Source organism: Aeromonas sp. TS_SC_11, assembly GCF_057318915.1.
On sequence record NZ_CM170470.1, the window covers coordinates 4,615,577 to 4,635,994 of the forward strand.

Annotated in this window: 17 protein-coding genes; 9 read left to right on the plus strand and 8 right to left on the minus strand. The window is 57.9% G+C overall.

Annotated elements, in window-relative coordinates:
* Positions 1-62 precede the first annotated feature (62 nt).
* Together zipA and AC1P02_RS21255 are read right to left on the minus strand one after the other, a co-directional pair.
* On the minus strand, positions 63-1,190 hold the full coding sequence (gene zipA / locus AC1P02_RS21250; RefSeq protein WP_485183318.1) for a cell division protein ZipA: 1,128 nt from the start codon (positions 1,188-1,190) through the stop codon (positions 63-65).
* Between the two features lie 15 nt (positions 1,191-1,205).
* Positions 1,206-4,580: an AAA family ATPase gene (locus AC1P02_RS21255; RefSeq protein WP_485183319.1), complete on the minus strand. Its 3,375-nt coding sequence runs from the start codon at positions 4,578-4,580 to the stop codon at positions 1,206-1,208.
* A gap of 108 nt (positions 4,581-4,688) precedes the next feature.
* Between AC1P02_RS21255 and cysZ the strand changes: the two genes are divergently transcribed.
* Positions 4,689-5,453: a sulfate transporter CysZ gene (gene cysZ, locus AC1P02_RS21260; protein WP_011898471.1), complete on the plus strand. Its 765-nt coding sequence runs from the start codon at positions 4,689-4,691 to the stop codon at positions 5,451-5,453.
* Between the two features lie 141 nt (positions 5,454-5,594).
* Positions 5,595-6,209 carry a trimeric intracellular cation channel family protein gene (locus AC1P02_RS21265; protein WP_005316916.1) on the plus strand — a complete coding sequence of 205 codons (615 nt, stop codon included), beginning with the start codon at positions 5,595-5,597 and terminating at the stop codon, positions 6,207-6,209.
* 96 nt (positions 6,210-6,305) lie between these two features.
* On the opposite strand, the gene AC1P02_RS21270 is transcribed toward AC1P02_RS21265, so the two are convergent.
* The 4 genes from AC1P02_RS21270 to AC1P02_RS21285 form a co-directional block, all read right to left on the minus strand.
* Positions 6,306-6,557, minus strand: a complete 252-nt coding sequence (locus tag AC1P02_RS21270) for a hypothetical protein (RefSeq protein WP_005316919.1) — start codon at positions 6,555-6,557, stop codon at positions 6,306-6,308.
* 117 nt (positions 6,558-6,674) lie between these two features.
* Entirely contained in the window at positions 6,675-7,220 is a 546-nt protein-coding gene (mepK, locus tag AC1P02_RS21275; RefSeq protein WP_125597956.1) for a peptidoglycan L,D-endopeptidase MepK, read from the minus strand.
* Between the two features lie 149 nt (positions 7,221-7,369).
* On the minus strand, positions 7,370-8,854 hold the full coding sequence (locus AC1P02_RS21280) for a L,D-transpeptidase family protein (RefSeq protein WP_485183322.1): 1,485 nt from the start codon (positions 8,852-8,854) through the stop codon (positions 7,370-7,372).
* Between the two features lie 80 nt (positions 8,855-8,934).
* Positions 8,935-9,705: a substrate-binding periplasmic protein gene (locus tag AC1P02_RS21285; RefSeq protein ID WP_058393859.1), complete on the minus strand. Its 771-nt coding sequence runs from the start codon at positions 9,703-9,705 to the stop codon at positions 8,935-8,937.
* Between the two features lie 326 nt (positions 9,706-10,031).
* Here AC1P02_RS21285 and AC1P02_RS21290 point away from each other — a divergent pair, with 326 nt between their 5' ends.
* Genes AC1P02_RS21290 through AC1P02_RS21305 form a run of 4 tightly spaced genes read left to right on the plus strand, consistent with a single transcriptional unit; the run spans position 10,032 to position 13,211 of the window.
* Positions 10,032-10,577 carry a hypothetical protein gene (locus AC1P02_RS21290; protein WP_005316926.1) on the plus strand — a complete coding sequence of 182 codons (546 nt, stop codon included), beginning with the start codon at positions 10,032-10,034 and terminating at the stop codon, positions 10,575-10,577.
* Between the two features lie 56 nt (positions 10,578-10,633).
* Positions 10,634-11,668, plus strand: coding sequence for a glycosyltransferase family 2 protein (locus tag AC1P02_RS21295; RefSeq protein ID WP_408132370.1), 1,035 nt, complete (start codon positions 10,634-10,636; stop codon positions 11,666-11,668).
* Complete coding sequence (locus tag AC1P02_RS21300; protein ID WP_005316930.1) at positions 11,665-12,036, plus strand: GtrA family protein; 372 nt, start codon at positions 11,665-11,667, stop codon at positions 12,034-12,036. Before AC1P02_RS21295 ends, AC1P02_RS21300 begins: the two co-directional genes overlap by 4 nt.
* Positions 12,036-13,211, plus strand: a complete 1,176-nt coding sequence (locus tag AC1P02_RS21305) for a hypothetical protein (protein WP_059169849.1) — start codon at positions 12,036-12,038, stop codon at positions 13,209-13,211. Before AC1P02_RS21300 ends, AC1P02_RS21305 begins: the two co-directional genes overlap by 1 nt.
* A 379-nt stretch (positions 13,212-13,590) precedes the next feature.
* Here the strand turns inward: AC1P02_RS21305 and tyrS are convergent, their stop codons facing one another.
* On the minus strand, positions 13,591-14,790 hold the full coding sequence (gene tyrS, locus AC1P02_RS21310; protein WP_058393856.1) for a tyrosine--tRNA ligase: 1,200 nt from the start codon (positions 14,788-14,790) through the stop codon (positions 13,591-13,593).
* A 110-nt stretch (positions 14,791-14,900) separates the two neighbouring features.
* On the opposite strand from tyrS, the gene AC1P02_RS21315 reads away from it, so the two are divergent.
* From AC1P02_RS21315 to AC1P02_RS21325, 3 genes are all read left to right on the plus strand, one after another.
* Positions 14,901-16,223 carry a peptidoglycan DD-metalloendopeptidase family protein gene (locus AC1P02_RS21315; RefSeq protein WP_485183326.1) on the plus strand — a complete coding sequence of 441 codons (1,323 nt, stop codon included), beginning with the start codon at positions 14,901-14,903 and terminating at the stop codon, positions 16,221-16,223.
* Positions 16,224-16,473: 250 nt separating this feature from the next.
* Positions 16,474-17,577 carry an anhydro-N-acetylmuramic acid kinase gene (locus AC1P02_RS21320; RefSeq protein WP_485183327.1) on the plus strand — a complete coding sequence of 368 codons (1,104 nt, stop codon included), beginning with the start codon at positions 16,474-16,476 and terminating at the stop codon, positions 17,575-17,577.
* An 836-nt stretch (positions 17,578-18,413) separates the two neighbouring features.
* Positions 18,414-19,679 carry a RidA family protein gene (locus AC1P02_RS21325; RefSeq protein ID WP_408132367.1) on the plus strand — a complete coding sequence of 422 codons (1,266 nt, stop codon included), beginning with the start codon at positions 18,414-18,416 and terminating at the stop codon, positions 19,677-19,679.
* Between the two features lie 186 nt (positions 19,680-19,865).
* On the opposite strand, the gene AC1P02_RS21330 is transcribed toward AC1P02_RS21325, so the two are convergent.
* Positions 19,866-20,417, minus strand: coding sequence for a hypothetical protein (locus AC1P02_RS21330; RefSeq protein WP_408132366.1), 552 nt, complete (start codon positions 20,415-20,417; stop codon positions 19,866-19,868).
* Position 20,418 lies beyond the last annotated feature (1 nt).

A 20,418-nucleotide genomic window follows, 5' to 3' on the forward strand; every position in this document is an offset into this window, starting at 1 on the left:
CGCACAAACAAAAATGCGGCACCTGGGTACCGCACTTTTGATGTACTCGACCCCTTGGAGTCTTAGTCTCGATTGGCCTCGTAGGCGGCCAGCTCGTGCCGGTAACGGGCTATGGTCTCGTCGCTCAGCGGGCTGCGATCCATGTCAGTCAGCATGGCATCGAGATCGCTGGCCAGCTGGTCGGCAGCCTGCAGCATGTGCTCGAAGGCAAAGGCTGCATTGCTGCGCAGCGGCAGCTGCATGAACAGGGAGACACCCGGGGTGTTGAACTGCTCCATCCGGTACGGATTGAAGGTGCCCGGCTTGACCATGTTGATCATGGAGAAGAGCACTTCACCCTTGCCGTTGAGATCCTCGTGGCGATGGAAAATATCCATTTCACCAAACTTGAAGCCCAGCGCCATCAGGGAAGCCAGCAGAGTCGCCCCTTCCAGATCGTGACCGGGGCGCGCCATCAGGTTGATGACATAGACATCCTGCCAGATCTTCTCGACCGGCTGGGTATCCATCAGCGGCTCACCAACGGGCTCCTCATACACAGGCTCCTCGTAGGCAGGCTCGGGGGCCACATAACGGGGCTGCGGCTTGTACTCAGGCGCTGGCACATGAGCAGGTTCGCGGGCACCGAAGGTAGGTGCAGTCGCGTAGGCCGGCTCGACCAGAGGTTCATCATCCAGCTGTTGCAGCAGCGGCTCGCGCTGGGAACGAGAACGGTGTACCGGGGTACGACGGATCACCTGAGCGGGCTTGCGCACCGGGGCGGCAGGCACTTCCTCTACTGTCTCGGCAATGGGCTCCTCGAACTCCTCCTCGTCCTCTTCGTAGACGGGGGGTGGGGCAACCGGGCGAGCGACAGGCTTGCGCACCACAGGGGTTGGCAGCTCGACATCATCATCCTCGTCATCGAAAGCGGTGACGGGCGCACGGCGGCTGACATCCGGCTGGCGAGCCTCCTCGCTGTGGAGCTTGGGCTCGGCACGACGGCTACCGCTGACCACACGCACCTGACCGACACCATCGTTGTCGAAGGCGTCACTGTCGCGACCACGTGATTTGGATTCCATCCGGCCCAGAGGTTTCTCTTTGATCGGTGCCTGACGATTCTTTCTGTTGCTCCACAACCCGTGAATGAGCAATGCCGCAATAGCAATACCGCCCAAGGCAACCAAGATGTAACGCAATTCCTGCATTAGCTGCTTCTCTTTCTAGTTTTGCTCAGCCAAAGCGACGGCTTCACCGATATCGACCGACACAATGCGAGAAACCCCGGGCTCTTGCATCGTAACGCCAACCAGCTGCTCAGCCATCTCCATGGAGACCTTATTATGACTGATGTAAACGAACTGTACTGTGCTCGACATCTCTTTGACAAGAGAACAGAAGCGACCGACGTTCACTTCATCGAGCGGTGCATCCACCTCATCCAGCAGACAAAATGGTGCTGGGTTGAGTCTGAAGATGGCAAAAACCAGCGCAAGTGCGGTTAACGCCTTCTCCCCCCCGGAAAGCAGGGCAATGGTAGCATTCTTCTTACCCGGAGGTCTTGCCATGATGCTCACTCCGGCCTCCAAAAGATCATCCGAGGTCAGCTCAAGCCAGGCACTGCCTCCCCCAAACACTTTTGGAAACAGGGATTTTAAATCTTCGTTGACCTTATCGAAAGTGTCACGGAAGCGTATTTGTGTTTCTTTATCAATTCTTTTAATGGCTTGGCTCAGGGTTTCCAGCGCTTGCTCGAGATCCTGACACTGGTTTTCCAGGTAGGTTGAGCGGGTTTTCGCCTCTTCGTACTCCTCCAACGCAGCCAGGTTGATGGCGCCAAGTGCCTCCACCTGTGCCTCCAGCGTCTGGATCTCCTGACGCAACTTGCCGCGATCGGCGGCGATCAAGACAGCCTGATCGAGATCCACCAGCCGTACCCCCAGCTCCTCGAACTGCTCATGCAACCCCTGACGGCGGGTCAGGTTGCGCTCGCGCTCCAGCCTCAGGGTCGCCAGCTTCTCCTGCAAGGTCAGCAGCTGTTTGTGATCAACGCTGCGTGCCTGTTCCAGTTCGGTCAGTTGTCGCTCCAACTCTGCCAGCCTTTGATGGCAGGCAAGTTGCAATGCTTCGAGGTTGCGTTGCTCGACCAGCAGGGGCGACAGATCCTGACCCGGCGTGGCCCCCGGCTCCTTGAGTTCGGCCAATTCCAGCCCGAGCCGGGCCAGTTCCTGCTCCCGCAGGCTGATGAGCTGGCTCTGATTCTGCTGCTCCAGCTGCCAGCGCTGGCAGCTGGCTTGTTGCTGCTCACGGCGCAGGCGCGCCTCTTCCACCGCCCGCTCGGCATGGGTGACTCGCTCCTGAGCAAGCTGCAGCGACTCGGTCAAGGACTCACCCTGTTCCTGCAATTCGCCAAGCCGCTCCTCATCGAGCTCAAGCTGCTGCAAAGCCGCTGCCAGCCGCTGCGCCTCGTCAGCTTGTTCCTTGTCCAGCCGGATCAGCTCTTCGCCAAGCTGACCGAGCCGTTGCAACCGCTCCTGACGCTGGCCTTCCCGCAGGCTCCAGGCTTCACGCAGTTGCTGCCACTGCTGTTCATGCTCGCGCACTGTGCGCTGGCTCAGCTCAAAGGCACTGTGCAGCTGAGCGCGCGCGGCATCGACAGTTCCCAGTTGTTCATCCAACAGGCCAAGGGCCTGCTGGCCTGCCGCCAGTTCTGTGTGTAACCGCTCACGTTCACCGAGCAGGGCCAGAGTGCCGAGTGCCCCGCCCTGGCCGAGATCGGCCCAGTTGGGACCAAACCAGTCTCCGGTCGGGGTCAGTACCGACTCACCGGCCAGGAGGCCAGGCTGGCGGGCCAGCGCTGCGTCTCTATCTTCAACCAGCCAGATGGCGTTGAGGAAGGCGGGAATATGCGCCCCCTCAAGCCGGGCCGCCAGGGTACCAGCCACCGCAGGTCGGGATGGACCAATCCAGAGCCCGTTCTGCGCCAGATTGCACTCGTCGCTGGGCTGGGCGGTGAGCCAGCGGCCGAGCACCTTGTCAAGCGCCTGCGCCCACTCGGGCACCACCTGCAGTCGATCCGCCAGGGTGGCGCCCACCATCTGCTCCCCCAAAATTTGGTCAAGCGTGGTGAGACGGGCTTCAAGCTCCCGCAGCAGGCTGCTCTGCTGGCTTTGTTGCGACTTGCACTCTTCATGGCGGGCCACGCTGGCCTGCCACTGCTGCTCCAACTCGGCGTGGCGAGCCCGGGAGCATTCCAGCTCGGACGCCAGGGCGTCGAGCCCGGGCTGCAACGACTCCCCTTCCCCGCCGAGTGGACCTGCGCGTTCATCCTCCAGCTTGAGCCGTGCCAGCCGGGTCTTGGCTTGCAGCTCCTGCAGACCGTTCACTTGCGCACGAGTCTGGTTGAGCTGCCCCTGCAACTGGCCGAGTTGTTGTTGCCACTGCTGCTGGCGTTGACGCGCCTGCTCCAGCTGTTCGCCGGCGGCAAGACGCAACCCCTGCTGATCGGTGAGCAACTGCTCACACTGTTCGAGTCGCGCCGACTCCTGCTCCCCCTTGAGGGTGCCTTCGGTCAGCTGTTTCTGCTGGCTCGCCAGTTGTGCCCTGATGCCCTCTATCCGCTCGCCAAGCGCCTGACGCCTGGCCTGCCAGTCGCGACCAAGCTCGGTCTGATGAAGTTGCTGCTGTTCGAGGCGGGCGATGGCCTGACCACCGAGAAAAATTTGTTGCTGGCGGCTCGCTTGCTCGGCCTGGGCCTCCTGGCGGGCCACCGACAGGGTGACGTGACGCCCATCATCCTGGGTGCGCTTGGCATCCAGCGCCGCCAGCGCCTGTTCGGCCTGAGTCAGCTCGGCCTTGGCCTCACCCAGGCGAGTCTCCAGCGCCCACAGCTCGGAACCGATAAGCTCGGCCCGTGCGGCGCGCGAACGGCTCTTGAGTTGCTTGTAACGTTCGGCCGTCTCGGCCTGGGCCTTGAGATGTTCGAGGCGGGAGCTCAGCTCACCGCGAATGTCGCCGAGCCGCTCCAGATTCTCCTGGGTATGGCGGATTCGCTGCTCGGTTTCGCGGCGCCGCTCCTTGTAGCGGGAGACACCCGCCGCCTCCTCCATGAACAGCTTGAGATCGGCGGGGCGCGACTCCACCAGCCGACTGACGGTGCCCTGCTCTATGATGGCGTAGCTGCGCGGCCCGAGGCCGGTACCGAGGAAGAGGTCGGTGACATCCTTGCGGCGGCACTTCTGGCCGTTGATCTGGTAATGGTTGGAGCCGTCGCGCAGCACTTCGCGGCGCACCGAGATTTCGGTAAAGCGGCCAAATTCACCGGGTACCCGGTTGTGGGGGTTGTCGAATACCAGCTCCACCGAGGCGCGACCGTGAGGGCTGCGGTTGATGGAGCCGTTGAAGATGACGTCCGTCATGTTCTCGCCGCGCAGATGGCGAGCCGAACTCTCCCCCAGCACCCAGCGCACGGCGTCGATCACGTTGGACTTGCCGCAGCCATTGGGCCCCACCACAGCTGTCATGTCGGCCGAAAACTCGATGCGGGTTGGCTCGACAAACGACTTGAAACCGGCGAGTTTGATCAATTTCAGACGCATGGAGGCCTATTGGGTAACGAAATAAAGAGAAGGCGGGCAGGCGACTTTACCAAATCCAAACCTTGTTTGTAATATGCTGGCACTTTCCCATGAACAGATGGAGCTCCGATGAGCCAATCACCCCCTATGGTCAAAGACTCAATCAGCGGCGCAGACTACTTCCTGCGCGGTTTCTCCCTCATTCGCCAACCGGGCATCCGCACCTTTGTGCTGATCCCGCTGCTGGTCAACTTCGTGCTGTTTGCCGGGGCCTTCTACGCCCTCTTGTTGCAGCTCGATGGTCTGTTCGGCTGGCTGCACCAGCAGATCCCCAGCTGGCTCAGCTGGTTGGACTATCTGCTCTGGCCCATCGCTCTGGTCACCATACTGGTGGTCTTCTCCTTCCTGTTCAGCTCGGTCGCGAACTGGATAGCGGCCCCCTTCAATGGCCTGCTTGCGGAGAAGGTGGAACAGACCCTCACCGGCGAGGTGGTCAGCGACACCGGCATGCTGGATATCGTCAAGGATGTGCCCCGCACCTTCGGCCGTGAATGGACCAAGCTGAAGTACTACCTGCCCAAGGCCATCGGCTGCCTGATCCTGTTCCTCATCCCCGTGGTCGGGCAGACCCTGGCCCCCGTGCTCTGGTTCCTGTTCAGCGCCTGGATGATGGCAATTCAGTACATCGACTATCCGTTCGACAACCACAAGATAAGCTTCATCACAATGCGCGATGCCTTGAAGCAGCGCCGCGGCAAGTGCCTGAGCTTCGGTGCCCTGGTCACCCTCTTCTCCGCCATTCCGGTGGTGAACCTCTTTGTGATGCCGGTCGCCATCTGTGGTGCCACCGCCATGTGGGTGGATCACTACCGCGCCGAACAGCTCAAACGTTGATCCCTTCCCCAATGAAAAAAGGCACCTCATCGGTGCCTTTTACTTTTTTGCATTATAAAAAATAATGAATAGCCTTCATTCCTTGTCCCATATAGCTTGAATTGATAGGATGCGGGCCTTTCTCGCACCCTGGGATATCTCATGTTACATACACTCTTCTTGCTGGGCCTGGTGGCCGAAGGAATGACTGGCGCACTGGCAGCGGGTCGGCGACGGATGGATCTGTTTGGCGTGGTGATCATCGCCTCGGCGACGGCCATTGGTGGCGGTACCATCCGGGATGTGTTGCTTGGGCACTATCCCCTGCTCTGGGTTGAACATCCGGAATATGTGCTGCTGGTGGCAGGTGCGGCTATGGCCGCCGTCATATCGGCACCGCTGATGCGCTACCTCGGCAAGCTGTTCCTGGCGCTCGATGCGCTGGGACTGGTGGTCTTCTCCATCTTCGGCGCCGCCAGGGCCCTGGAGATGGGCCATGGCATCGGCATTGCCTGCATCATGGCGGTGGTCACCGGCGCCTTTGGCGGTGTACTGCGAGACTTGCTCTGCCAGCGCATTCCCCTGGTGTTTCGCCGGGAGCTCTATGCTGCCATCTCGCTGATCACCGCCGCCATCTACTGCCTGGCGCTGGATCAGGGCCTGCCCAACGACTGGGCCGCCTTTGGTGCCATCGGGATCGGCTTCGTGTTGCGCTTGCTGGCGGTACGATTCAAGTGGGGATTGCCCACCTTCCACTATCAGTACGCAACCCACTGAGCGCGCCAGTTTCTGGCGAAGTAGTTCGGATTGCAGACAACAAAAAAGCGCCTGACAGGCGCTTTTTTGTATGGAGACACTGAGCGCATACGCGACTCAGTTAATCCCTTCCGAGCTGAAGAAGGTTGCCTTGTCGGCGATGAAGCGGATCTTGATGTTCTTGCCCTCCTCTCCCCAGATGCAGCTGGTGGTGCCCAAGGCATCGTCGCAGCGCTCTGCCTTGCCGAGTATGGTGCTCGCTTCCGCGTAGCTGATCCCCATCTTCAACTTGTCGTAATTCTCGCGATTGAGCTTGCCACAACCGGTCAGCAGCAGAGCAATCATGCCCCCGAGCAAAATATGTTTCATCTGGTTCTCCTCTGGATAGTGTCCGGAGCCTAACAGCTCGGCCCCTCTCTTTGCCAGTGACCAGGCGCTGCAACCCGCCATAGAGGTAAGGTGTCGCTCGCCGGATGCAGCCAACGACTACCAGCTGCGGACGGGCCCGGTATCGAGGTGCACGAAGTTGTCGCTCGGGTAGTAGCCCACTCCACCCACCTTGAGATTGAGCGCAGCCTTGCGCAGATGGGCCAGCTGAACACCCGGGATCCGCACATCCACCGCCTGACCCAGGGTGTGATAGCTGTGCTTGGCCACGCCGCGGCTCTTATTCCGCTTCTGGCGATTGGTCGCTGGCGAACGGTAGCCGGAAATAAGCTGGATTTCGCCGTTGCGGCCCAGCTTGTGCTGCAACAGATAGAGCTGATCGAACAGCTTCTTGTCGATGTTGAACACTTCGTTGCGACGATAGTCGCGGAAAATATGATTGAGCTCGGCCAGCCCGTCTTGCAGGTAGCGACCATTCTCCCAATAACTGGCCTGCACTCGCTCGCCGGTATTGAGATTGAAAAAACTGAGTTCACGTCCTGAGGTACTGCGGCTCGCCATGGCAGGGAATGAGAGCATGGCTCCCCCCAGCAGGCACCCAGCCCCCAGCAGCAGGCGACGTCGACTTATCTCTTGTTCCAGCATAAGGAGTTCGTCCATCGCAGATGTAAGCGACACTGTTGAGTGAATTTGATACAGGTGCTTGAAACTACCTTTCGAACCCTCTCATGTCAAACCGCCAGCACCAATGAAAAAGCCCGGCAAGGGCCGGGCTTTTCACTCTGTGGCAAGGATCACAGCAGGCGACTTTGAAAGCTGACTCGATCAAATCCATAGATGTCATTGCGCAGTTGCTGGCGACCCTCTTCGTCGATCCAGCTGCTCCAGTAGACGGTAAATACCGGGATGGGGGTGGTCAGCGGCAACCACTTGGTCTGGGTATTTTTCAGTATGCTGGCCACCTTGTCCGGCTGGTAGCGGGAGTCCGCCAGCAGCAACTCGGCCAGATCGTCGGCGTGCTCCACCCGGATACAACCGGAGCTGAAGGCCCGAGCCCCTTGCTCAAACAGCGCCTTGCGCGGAGTGGAGTGCAGGTAAATGGCGTCGTTGTTGGGCAGATAGAACTTGTAGCGCCCCAGGGCATTGTGATCACCGGGCTTTTGCCGCAGGCGATAAGGGAAACCGGCGGCCAACGCCTGATACCAGCCCTCTTCGGTGAACTGTACAGGGTTGCCTTCGCCGTCGATCACCTCGAATTGCTCGCGATTCAAATACGCAGGATCCCGACCCAGCTTGGGCAGAATATCCTTGCTCAGGATGGAGCGCGGCACATGCCAGGGCGGGTTGAGCACTATGGAGCGGATCTCGCTGGCGAGTATGGGGGTTGCCCGCTGCTCCTTGCCAACGATGACCCGACTGGTAAACACCTCATTGCCGGACTCCACCACACTCAGACGGTAGTCAGGAATATTGACCAGCACGTAACGGGCACCGGAGAGATGATCCACCAGATCCCGACGCCACAGGTTGCGCAGCAGCAGGCTGGCACGCACTTGCGGACCGGTGTTGAGCCAGGTGCGAGTCTGGCGACCAATGATGCCATCGGCGGTCAGACCGTGGCGGCGCTGGAACTGCTTGATGGCCTGCTGGGTGTCGACGTCATAGGTGGCGTCGTCATGACGGGGGGCGCCATCCCCCAGCTCGTTGAGGATGGTACGGATCTGCCCCAGTTCAGGGGATGCCTCACCCGCCCGCAGGGTCGGCATGGTCAGGGTCGGCCACTGCTTTGCCATGGGCATGGCGAGCAGTTTGCGCACTTCCTCGCGCACCGCCTCATACTCGGCGACCTGGGGTCTGAGCTGCTTGACCTGACCCAGCAGATTGTCACCTACAGGCTCGTGGGCCAACGGTTGGTTCAAATTGAGCTTGAGGGTTTGCATCTGCTCGCGGGCGACCAGATCCATGGCACGCCAGGCCTGCTGAAAACGGGCCAGCTTGCCAAAAACTTCATCATAAAGGGCACCACGCTGATCGGCCGGCTTGGCCTGCAGCTTCTTCCAGAGACTGAAGAAGTCAGGGTGCAACTGGGCCAGTACGGCCTCCTGCAACTGGTGCTCCAACTCAAGGCGAGCCTGCTCTGCGGTACTGTTCTGATACCAGTCATGCTGCACCGCAGCCTGGGTTACCAACACCTGTCCTTCGCTTGCCTGCGCCAGTGCCGCTGGCAAGCAGCCCAGCCAGATCAGGTTTGCCAACGCCAGCCAATACTTCTTCCCCATGCTTACCTCAAGATCGGTTCACTTCAACTGCCAGACCCGGCGGTCAAGGCGCTCATGATGCGTGAATGCCAGCGACTTTACTAGCTGGCGGGCGCATAGCGCCGCCAGATAACGTCATACTCATTGGTTGCTTTAAATTCAGCCAACTCCCGATTGAACGCCCTGACAAACGCCGGTGAAAGCCGTTGTTTGCTGAACATGAAAAAAGTGGGGGCTTCATATACGGCCATTGCGTGAGGCACGATCAGATCGTTTAGCCCCTCTTCTTTCAGACCCCAGGGCGTAGCCAGAATATCCCCGAGAAAACCGTCGATCCGGCCGAGCACCAGCTTGCCATAATTTTGATGATCATTGACCACGCTTACCTGATCAGCATAACGGCGCAACAAGTCGGCCGTCTCGGCCCCATAGTAGTAATCCTTGGTCACCCCGAGAATATGACCACTGGCCAGCCAGCTTGCCAAATCGCTTTCAGGGTAGGAAGAGGACTTGCGGACCCAGAGCACACTGCGCCCCGGATTATAGCCATCGGAAAACCAGGCATAGCGAGCACGCTCCTTGTTGGAGTATGCCTCCATGGCGATGTCGAGCGAGCCCAGTTCCAGATCGTGCAGTATCCGCTTCCAGGGCCGCTCCACATAGGTGACCTGACAACCCAGTCGCGTGAGCATGGCATTGAGTGTTTCCACGGCAAAACCTTTCAACACCTTGTCATCCGTCGTCGCGCTGTCGTAATAGTGATACGGTGGCCAATGGTCAAAACCGACCCGCAGTGGAGAGGGGCACAAGCTGTTTGCCGATGCCGCCGGAGAGAGCAACCAGAGCGCCCAGCAGAAGAGTGTCAGCTTCATGAGTCATCCTTGACAACGCGATGCCCCATCATAAATCGCCCTTGGTCAAATGGCGACAGATCCTGCCACAGCGATCCTTATCCATCGGTACTCTACGCGGGGCGGGTTTATCCCCACAGGAACTCGGCCATGAAATCAGTCCAGACCCAGTGCGGCACCGGGCTTGTTCAAGCCATAAACAGGGCAAACCGGGAGCATTTGGAGTACGGGCTCGAAAGGGGTTAATATGTGACCAAATATATTTTTGTGATCCACTATGCTTTTTTTGCAATTGGATTAGCATATGCGCGAAATCAGCCTACCAATCGTGAGGCGTAGAGAGTGATATGACGTATAAAAAGTTCGGTTTTCTGACTGCCATCATGGCACTGAGTGGTTTCTACCTTTACACCCTCTATCTGGCTGCCCACCCCAACGTGAGCCTGGCCTACAAACTCTATTACCTGGAAGGCAAGACCCGCTTCTGGGAGCACAACTCCAGCATGACCTATCAGCCCGGCAACGAGCTCAACCTGACCAGGCCGAGCCGCTTTCTCTCCAGCGCAGGCTGGGCCAAGAAGCCAAGCAGCGAAGGCACCGAACTCAGCGGCCAGGGTGGCCTCTATTTCGTGCTGCCCAAACATCAGGCTCAGCCTGAACAGTTGACCATACAGGCCAGGGTCAACAGCCCGCAGGCAGGCACTCTGCTCAAGGTAGCACTGGGTCATGACTTCACCACGACAGTCCGCCTGGCCAAGGCTGGCATCAACGAAATCCGGCTCAATCTGCCGGGCGACTCTCTGACGTCGGACCCGAAACGGCCTAACTTCCTGGCGCTGTCCGCACCGACCCCCCTCAATGTCCAGTCGGTACGCCTGACCGTCGCCCAGTAAGACGTACTCTCCTATACGTTGTTTTATAAAATAATTTTCCAAATAAGGAAGTTTTCATGTCGCATGCCGATTTTCGACTCTCTCTGATCGTTCCCGTCTACAACGAGGAAGAGAGCATAGATGCCTTCATCAACGCGATAGATAACGAACTGGCGCCTCTCAAGGATCGGCTGGAAATAGTGTTCGTCAACGACGGCAGCCGTGACAGCACCCGTGAAGTGATCGAGCGAGCCATCACCCGCGATCCCAGGGTGACCCTGGTCAACCTGGCGCGCAACTTCGGCAAGGAAGCGGCCATGACCGCCGGTCTGCATCATGCCAAAGGCGATGCCATAGTGCCGATGGACGTGGATCTGCAAGATCCTCCCTCCTTGATCCTGGAGTTCGTCAAACTGTGGCAGACCGGTGACTATGACACCGTCTACGGCATACGGGTGGACCGCAGTGCCGATACCCCGATGAAGCGTGTCACCGCCGGTGGCTTCTACCGTTTCTTCAACGCCCTCTCCACCAGCACCAAGCTGCCGGAGAACGCAGGTGACTTCCGTCTGATCGACCGCCGTGTGGTGGAGGCAATCAAGCAACTGCCAGAGCGCAACCGCTTCATGAAGGGTCTGTTTGCCTGGGCCGGCTTTCGTGCCGTGGGCGTTCCTTACGAGCGTCCGGCCCGTCACGCCGGTGAAACCAAGTTCAACTACTGGAAGCTGTGGAACTTCGCCCTCGATGGCCTGATGAGTTTCTCCAGCTGGCCGCTGCGGGTATGGAGCTATGTGGGGGTCGGTGTTTCCTTCGTTGCCTTCCTCTACATCCTCAAGATCGTCACCCAGGTGGTTTTCTTCGGGATCGACGTACCCGGTTATGCTTCCCTGATGTCAGTAGTGCTGTTCCTTGGTGGCATCCAGCTGCTGTCTCTTGGCATCATTGGCGAGTACATAGGCCGCATGTTTGTGGAAGTGAAACAGCGTCCCATCTATCTCATCGAAGGGGTCTACGGCCAGTATGCCAAGCCGGAGGCAGACAAGCAGCAGGACGCTGACACACAGCAAGAGACAGAACAGCCACAAGACAAGAAGGAGCAAGCGCCTCAATGATCTCCCGCGAGGAATTCTGGCGCCTGTTCCGGTTCGGTCTGGTCGGCGGGGGGGCAACCCTCGTCGACCTTGGTACCTCTATCGCGCTGTTTCATACCTGGCCCGCCATCTCTGAACACTGGGTCACCACCATCGCCTTCATGATTGCCTTCTGGTTCTCATTCTTTGGCCATCGTTACATCACCTTCCAGAAACAGGGTGCCATCGGCAAGTTCTTGCTGGTTGCCCTCTTCTCGCTGGCGGTGAGAAACCTGATATTGAGCGGTCTGCTGTTTGCGGGTCTTTCTGGTCTGCTGCCTGTGGTGATCGCCACGCTGACAGTCACAGTGCTCACCTATATCCTCTCTCGCGTCTGGGTATTTGCCTGATGAATGACATTACAACGTTGACTCCCGACAGCTCGACTCCCAGCAGTCAGGCTCCCTATCGCCCGTCACTGGCCATCAGCAGCCGTGACTGGCTGATGATCATCGCCGCCTTCCTGCTGAGTCGGGTTGCCCTCTATGGCATGGGTTATTTCGGTGTCCAGCTTTACGGCGCCACCGACATAGGTCCGCTGCAAGCCTATTGCCAGTTCGACTGCGTCTGGTTCCAGCGCATCATCGAAAACGGCTACGATCTCTACCCGCGCTGGCTCAGCAAGGGCAATGCGGCCAACTGGGCCTTCATGCCGCTCTATCCGATGTTGTCAGGTGCGCTGTCAAACCTTCTCAACGTCGAGAGCCTGATTGGCCTGATGCTGGTGGCCAACATCGCCTTCTTCGCCAGCCTGCCGCTGATGCTGCTGGTGCTTCGCCAGCTCAAGCTGGGTGACGAGACAGCCCGCTTCGGCGTCTGGCTGCTCGCCTTCTCCCCCTTCTCCGCCTATTTCGTCTCCGGTTATACAGAGTCGATGTTCATGGCCTTGATGCTGGGGATGTTCCTGTTTGCCTATCGGGAACAATGGCTGATGGTCGCAGTACTCGGCGTTTGCATCTCCGGCACCCGCAATCTGGGTGTGATGATGGTCTTCCCTGTGCTGATCCTGGCGCTGCAGGCCTACGGCTGGCGGGAGTTTTTCCGCTTCACCGAACGCGCCTTCAAGGTGGTATTCACCCTCTGGCTCATTCCGCTCGGCCTGTTTTCCTATATGGTCTACCTCTATCACCTCACTGGTGATGCGCTGGCCTTCAAACATATCCAGGTGGCCTGGGGCCGTTACATGGACAGCCCGCTCGACTGGTGGCTGAGCGGCTTCGAACTGGGCGGGCGCAAGGCTTACCTCTCCATCATGGTGATCTTCGGCTGGTGCCTGAATCTCTACCTGTTCAGCCAGAAGCGCTGGGCCGAAGCCACCCTGATGTTCATCTGCTGCACCATACCGCTGATGACGGGCCTCAACGCCATGCCACGCTACATGTTCGGTCTCTACCCGACCCTGCTGGCCATTATCCTGCTGACCCATCGCTGGCCAGCCATGCGCCCGGCCGTGCTCTGCATCAGTGGCATGGTGGCCTCCTTCATCGCTGTGGCCTTCGTCAACTTCAAGTTCTTTACCGTCTGATGTGACGCGCCCAACGCCATGTCCAAAAATGCCGGTCACTTGACCGGCATTTTTTATGGTCTTCGTAAATCCACGGAATAGGTGAGCCTTGGCTGAAGGCGGGTAAACAAAACATCACCCACCATGTTCCTATCGTGAAACAGCGCAGGTGTTCTCCGACGCAGCGGATGGCATGAGAGCAAACGGACAAGGCAAGTCAGACAGCAAGAGGCGAGAGAGGAATAGGCAGCTAGCAAGAGGCGAGAGAGGAATAGGCAGCTAGCAAGAAGGGAGAGTTATCTTGCAAACCGTCGCGATGGGACGGCTTGCAAGTGTTGTCTCCCGAGCACAGGCAGTGCTCGGGAGACAACTACAAAGCCAGTCTCGTAGAGAGGCTGGCTTACTTGACGGTTACCCGGGCAAACTTGCGCTTGCCGACCTGATAGACGGCGGTGCCGGTACCGATCAGTGCCTTGCCATCTTCCAGCTTCTCGCCGTCACGCTTGACCGCGCCCTGCTTGATCATGCGCAGTGCTTCGGAGGTGGTGGCCACCAGATCGGCGTCTTTGAGCAGGTTGGCGATGGCCAGACCGTCACCTTCCAGCGCCAGTTCGACTTCCGGCATCTCGTCCGGAATGGCGTTCTTGGAGAAACGTTGGGTGAAATCTTCGTGGGCCGCTTCCGCTGCCGCTTCGTCGTGATAGCGAGCGATGATCTCTTTCGCCAGCCAGATCTTCACGTCACGGGGATTCAGGGTGTTCGCGGCGATACCGGCTTTGAACTCTTCAATTTCGGCCAAGGGACGAGAGGAGAGCAGCTCGTAGTAGTTCCACATCAGGTCATCTGTGATGGACATGATCTTGCCGAACATCTCGCCCGGGGCATCGTGCACGCCTATGTAGTTGGCGGCGGACTTGGACATCTTCTTGACGCCGTCCAGACCGACCAGCAGCGGCATCATCAGCACGCACTGGGCGGCCATGCCGGCATCTTTTTGCAGCTCGCGGCCCATCAGCAGGTTGAACTTCTGATCGGTACCGCCAAGCTCGACGTCCGCTTTGAGCGCAACCGAGTCATAGCCTTGCAGCAGCGGATAGAGAAATTCGTGAATCGCGATGGACTGGCCGCCGGTGTAGCGCTTTTTGAAGTCGTCGCGCTCCATCATGCGGGCCACTGTCTGCTTGGCCGCCAGCTTGATCATGCCGGTCGCGCCCAGCTCGCCCAGCCAGCTGGAGTTGTACTCGATGCGAGTCTTGGCGGGATCGAGGATCTTGAACGCCTGCTCCGCATAGGTGAGGGCATTGTGCTTGATGGCCTCTTCGGAGAGCGGCGGACGAGTGCTGTTCTTGCCGGAGGGATCACCCACCATGGCGGTGAAATCGCCGATCAGCAGAATGATCTCGTGGCCCAGATCCTGGAAGGTCTTCAGCTTGTTGAGGATCACGGTATGACCCAGGTGAATGTCGGGAGCCGTCGGGTCCATCCCCAGCTTGATGCGCAGCGGGCGCCCTTCCTTCAACTTGGCAACCAGTTCTTCTTCAACCAGAATTTCTTCCGCTCCGCGCTTGATCTCGGCTAGCGCCACCTCGAGCTGGGACATTTTTTGACACTCCAATCACGATTCCACAGGGCCAAACATATTACTGGAATGGCGAGCTAATTGGAAAGGCTGTAAAATCCGCTCATTCTGCCCGACTTCGTCAGCTTCTCATGGTCATTTGGAACGCCTTCAACTCTCTTCCCACCTGGCACCGCAAGATGGTGCTGATTTTGAGCATCATGGTGATGATGCTGGCGGCCTGGCCAAGCGAACGGGCAGTCGCCACCCGGGTCGATGAAAACAGCAACGAGCTAGCCGCCGAGCCGCAACCGGACGACGACGATCTGTTGGCACAAGCCGGGCAAGCGGCCATTCCGCCCAAGCCGAGCTATGTCACCAAACAGGTGAAAGTGCGCCGTGGCGACAACATGGGCGTCATCTTCCAGCGGCTGGGGCTCAGCACCACGGATCTGCACCTGATCGATCAGCTCGACGGCAGCGACCCCCTTCGCATGTTGCGTCCCGGGCAAGAACTCACCTTCAAGCTCACCAAAAATGGCGATCTGCACAGCCTTTATTACCCCCACAGCCTGGAACAGGCATTGAAAGTAAGCCGCAGGGCCGAGAGCTTCGTGGCCAAACCGGTCAAGCTGGAACTCGATACCCGCGAGCAGGTTACCCGAGGCGAGATACGCTCCAGCTTCTGGGGGGCCGCCGTCGAGGCGGGGATGACCGAAGATCAGATCATGGATCTCGCCGCCATTTTCGGCTGGGATATCGACTTCGCACAGGACCTGCAACCCGGGGACAGCTTTCGGGTTGTCTATCAGGAAAAATTCCAGGATGACGAACGAGTGGCCTCCGGCGACATTCTGGCCGCCGAGTTCATCAACCAGGGCGCCATCTATCGCGCCGTGCTGAACGAGGATGGCAACTACTACACACCGGAAGGCAAGGCGATGCGCAAAAGCTTCCTGCGCGCGCCAGTCAACTTCAAATACATCAGCTCCAACTTCAATCCGCGCCGCCTGCATCCGGTCACCGGCAAGGTGCGTCCCCACAATGGCATCGACTATGTGGCACCGGTGGGCACCCCCATCATGGCCGCCGGCGGCGGCAGCGTAGTGGCGGCCGGTTACAACCAGTTCAACGGCAACTATGTCTTCATCAAGCACGCCGGCAACTATGTGACCAAGTACCTGCACCTCTCCAAACGCACCGTCAATAAAGGGCAGCGGGTGAAACAGGGGCAGACCATTGGCACCCTGGGGGGGACTGGTCGGGTAACAGGCCCGCACCTGCACTATGAATTTGTGGTGGGCGGCATTCACAAGAACCCGCGCACCCTCAATCTGCCGCAGGCCGAGACCCTCACAGGGCGGGAGCTGGCCAACTTCAAACTGCTGGCAACGCCGCAACTGGCCAAACTCGACCAACTCGACAAACCCGAGCTGCAGCTGGCCCAGAACAAGCGGGACGGTCGCGACAATTAAGCCGCACCTCTGCCGAGCCATATGGCGTGAAGGCACATGCTGTCGGGTTGATACAGGGAGCCGGAAGAGAGCATGGCAGCGATGCCGTTATCCCTTCTCTCTGGTCAGGTTTCTCGACACATAAGGAGCTGTCATGAGTGAGCGAGATCTCGGTCTGATGTCGGGGACCGGAATGTGCATGGGATTGAGGCCGTGACCTTATCTATCCTCTCTCCCACTCTCTTTTCCTACCCGCAATTGAGGAGACACCATGATTGAGCGCTACATTGGGCTGATGTCCGGCACCAGCATGGACGGGATCGACGCCGTGCTGGTGATGATGGACGGGGATGAACTGCAGGTAGAAGCGGCCATCAGCCACCCCTGGCCCACCGCCCGCGAGCTGCACGAGCTCTGCACCCCGAGCGACAACGAAATCGATCGCATGGGGGTGGCCGATAATCTGGTGGCCCGCGAGTTTGCCACCGCCACTCACGCGCTGCTGGCCAAGGCAGGGCTGACCCCTAAGGATATTCGCGCCATCGGCAGCCACGGTCAGACCATCCGCCACCGCCCCCAACTCGGCTTTACCCTGCAAATCGGCAACGCCGCCCTGTTGGCCGCCCTCACGGGTATCGACGTAATCGCCGATTTTCGTACCATGGACATGGCCCTTGGCGGTCAGGGGGCGCCGCTGGTGCCTGCGTTCCATCAGGCGCTGTTTGCCAAGCCCGGCGCCCTGCGGGTGGTACTGAACCTCGGCGGCATCGCCAATATTTCAGTGCTGCCGGGCAACGCAGGCGGGGTGTATGGCTTTGATACCGGCCCGGCCAACACTCTGCTCGATGGCTGGTATCGCCGCCATCAGCCGCACGGTGGCAACTACGATGCTGGTGGCCAATGGGCCACCAGCGGCCAGCTTGTTCCCGCCCTGCTTGAGCAACTGCTGGCTCACCCCTACTTCGCCGCCCCGTGGCCCAAGAGCACCGGGCGGGAGATGTTTACCCTGGATTGGCTCGATGGCGAGCTAGCGGGCAGTGCCTACGCCCCTGTGGATGTGCAGCGCACCCTGCAGGCACTCACTTGCCACAGCATAGCCCGCCAGTTACCTGCACTGGACGAGGTGCAAAGCCGGCCCGAGCTGTATGTCTGCGGCGGTGGCGCCCATAACGCCCCCCTGCTGAGCGAACTGGCCAACCTGCTGCCCTGCTGGCGCATCGCCAGTACGGCCGAGCTGGGGCTCGCCCCCGACTGGGTGGAAGGGGCCGCCTTTGCCTGGCTGGCGCAGCGCTTTATCCACCGCAAGCCAGGTAACCTGCCCGCTGTCACGGGTGCCAGTCGCCTGGCCGTGCTGGGCGCCCTCTATCCTGCCTGATCGATAACCGGGATCAGGACCTTCGTATCAAGCATATCTGAGCAAGGAGGGCAATCTGCCCTCCCATCTACACGGTCGCCAGTCGCACAACCCTCTACCCCACCGGATAAGTGACACTGCTGCCCGACCTGCGACACCCAGGCGGGCCAGCCACCCGCTGGTCCCACCCTTTCGCTCCATCATCACGATCTGCTAACAGGATACCTGTCCCCTTGCGGCATATTTATCTCTCTATTTGGCGCGATAAATATCATCAGGATCAGCGAACAAGCGGCTATTCAAATGCAATAAAATATCGCCTATGCAATATATTGAATTATATTCCAGCCACATCTTTATTAGTCTTTGGATGACCTTGGGCTAGCATATTTTTAGCAGACAGGATAGATGTCCAAAACTCTTAAAAATACATACCTATGCACAATAAAATCGATTAACCGCAAGATGGCGCATATTTTTAACGCCTCGTTCACAGCACAGCCCCCTCCCCCGCAAGGGGAAGAACCCAGTCCACACGGGCTCGCCCACGCTACCAGACCTGTTTGATCCAACCAGGAATCGTATTCACCCTGAATTGAATAGCAAAACAGCTATATTTCCAAGCGTTGAGCCATCTCATAGAAACGCAATCACCGGTTTGCATCCCCTGATGGCCACTCATAGAATCGCCTCGTCTGAAATAATCAACCCTGTCCCTTCCTCTCTTATCCCATTCAGCTAGTGAGTGGATTAAATATATAACCGGGGATGCACCCGCTGGCGCAGTCAGCATGGCGCACTCGGACGGGACGAACCTGTACCTGAGTTAACAACGAATACTAAAAAGAGGAATATCTATGAGTGGCACCATCATCAAGGCTGCAAGAAATACCACCAATGCCCCCCAGGATCTGGGTCCCTACACCCAGACGGTGGCCTTCTCTCATTACAACAATATTTCTGCCCAGTTACCGGTCGATCCCAAGACTGGCAAGATGGTGAGTGGTGACGTCAAGGTACAGGCCAGACAGTGCCTGAATAACCTCAAGGCGATCATAGAGAGCATCGGCCACGTGATGGACGATATGGTCAAAGCCACCATCTTCCTCAAAGACATTTCGGATCTGGAAGCGGTCGACGCCGTCTATCGCGAATTCTTCCCGGGCTATCTGCCGACCCGTACCACACTCGCGGTGGCCGCCCTGCCACTGGATGCCCAAGTGCAGATCGACGCCATCATCTCCAATGGCGAAGGCACCTTCCCGCAGGCGCCCTGCGCCCTGGTGAAACTGGCCCGCAACAGCGACAAGGCACCGCACAACCCGCTCTCGACCCATACCGTCGCCTTCTCTCACTACAACAACATAGGCGCGCAACTGCCGGTCGATGCGGCCTCGGGCAAGCTGGTCGCCGGTAGCATCAAGGAGCAGGCAGGTCAGTGTCTGCGCCACATCAAGACCGTGCTGGAAAGCATCGATGTGCCGTTTGACGACATCGTCAAGGTGAACATCTACCTGACCAGCCTCGCCGATCTGGAGGCCGTCAACGAGGTCTACACCACCTTCTTCCCCGACTCCGCCATTGCCCGCGCCGTCGCCTATCTGCCGGCCCGCTCCGTGATCAGCGCAACTGCCCTGCCGCTGGGTGCCCGGGTGCAGATGGATGCGGTCATCTCCCACGGTGACGGCACACCGCCGCAGCTGGTAGAAGACAGACACAACCTGGTGATCAGCGCCCGCAATACTGACAAGGCACCACGCAGCCCGCTCCATTGCCAGAGCGTCGCCTTCTCCCACTACAACCATCTGACTGCGCAACTGCCGATCGACCCCACTACCGGCAAGATCCTGACCGGCTGTGTCAAAGAGCAGACCGCCCAGTGCCTGAGCAATATCAAAGCCATTGTCGAAAGCATCGACCATGTGATGGACGATATCGTCAAGGTCAATATCCAGCTCGGCAATATCGCCGATCTGGATGCGGTCAACGCCGTTTACACCAAATATTTCCCAGGCTATCTGCCTGCCCGCACCGTATTTGGGGTAAGCGAACTGCCAGCCGGTGCCCTAGTGCAGATGGATGCCGTACTCTCCAATGCGGAAAGTACCCCGCCGCAGGTTTAAGAGATTGTTTTAGCAGTTAAAAGACACCGGCTTAGGCCGGTGTCTTTTAAGATAATCTGAAGGGACATTACTTTTTAAAATCATCATTTCAAAGAATAAAATATTCGGTTTAGTAATACAGAAACTTTATGTTTAGCAGAAGTCAGATTGCGCTTCACTAATCGATCCAATTGGTTATAAATATAATTATTTGAATTTACTATATATATAGTCCCATGCTATTAGTGACTCATGCAAACAAGTATATGCATCCAATAAAAACTGTCCATTTTCGTCATTTACATTGGCTTTTATCTTTGCACAGTCTTTATTCTTAGGGAAAATAAAATACTTGCCATCTAGCCGATAAATTGCTGAGGTAAATTCAGTATTAACCAAAATACTTTGTACAACTGAGAGTTTAGCAAACTGTCCACTCCGACTATCTCTAAGCTCACCATGCTTTAGACGATTTGCTATATCAGCACAATATGTTAAACAGACATGCTTGTTAATTTCATTTTCAATTATTTTTTTGCTAACGCTTTTATTTTTACTTATCAGATCATTTATAAACAGATCTTTTATTGACCAACACCAAACAAATGCTGATTCGATGTCGTCTTGAACTTGGACAAGTGGTTTTATTCCATTAACAACAAAACTCTGATTATCAAAATCAACTATATCTTCAGGCCATTCTAGATCCGATGATTTACTTATATATCGTGAAACCCTTTGCTTTAATTGTTCACTCAAA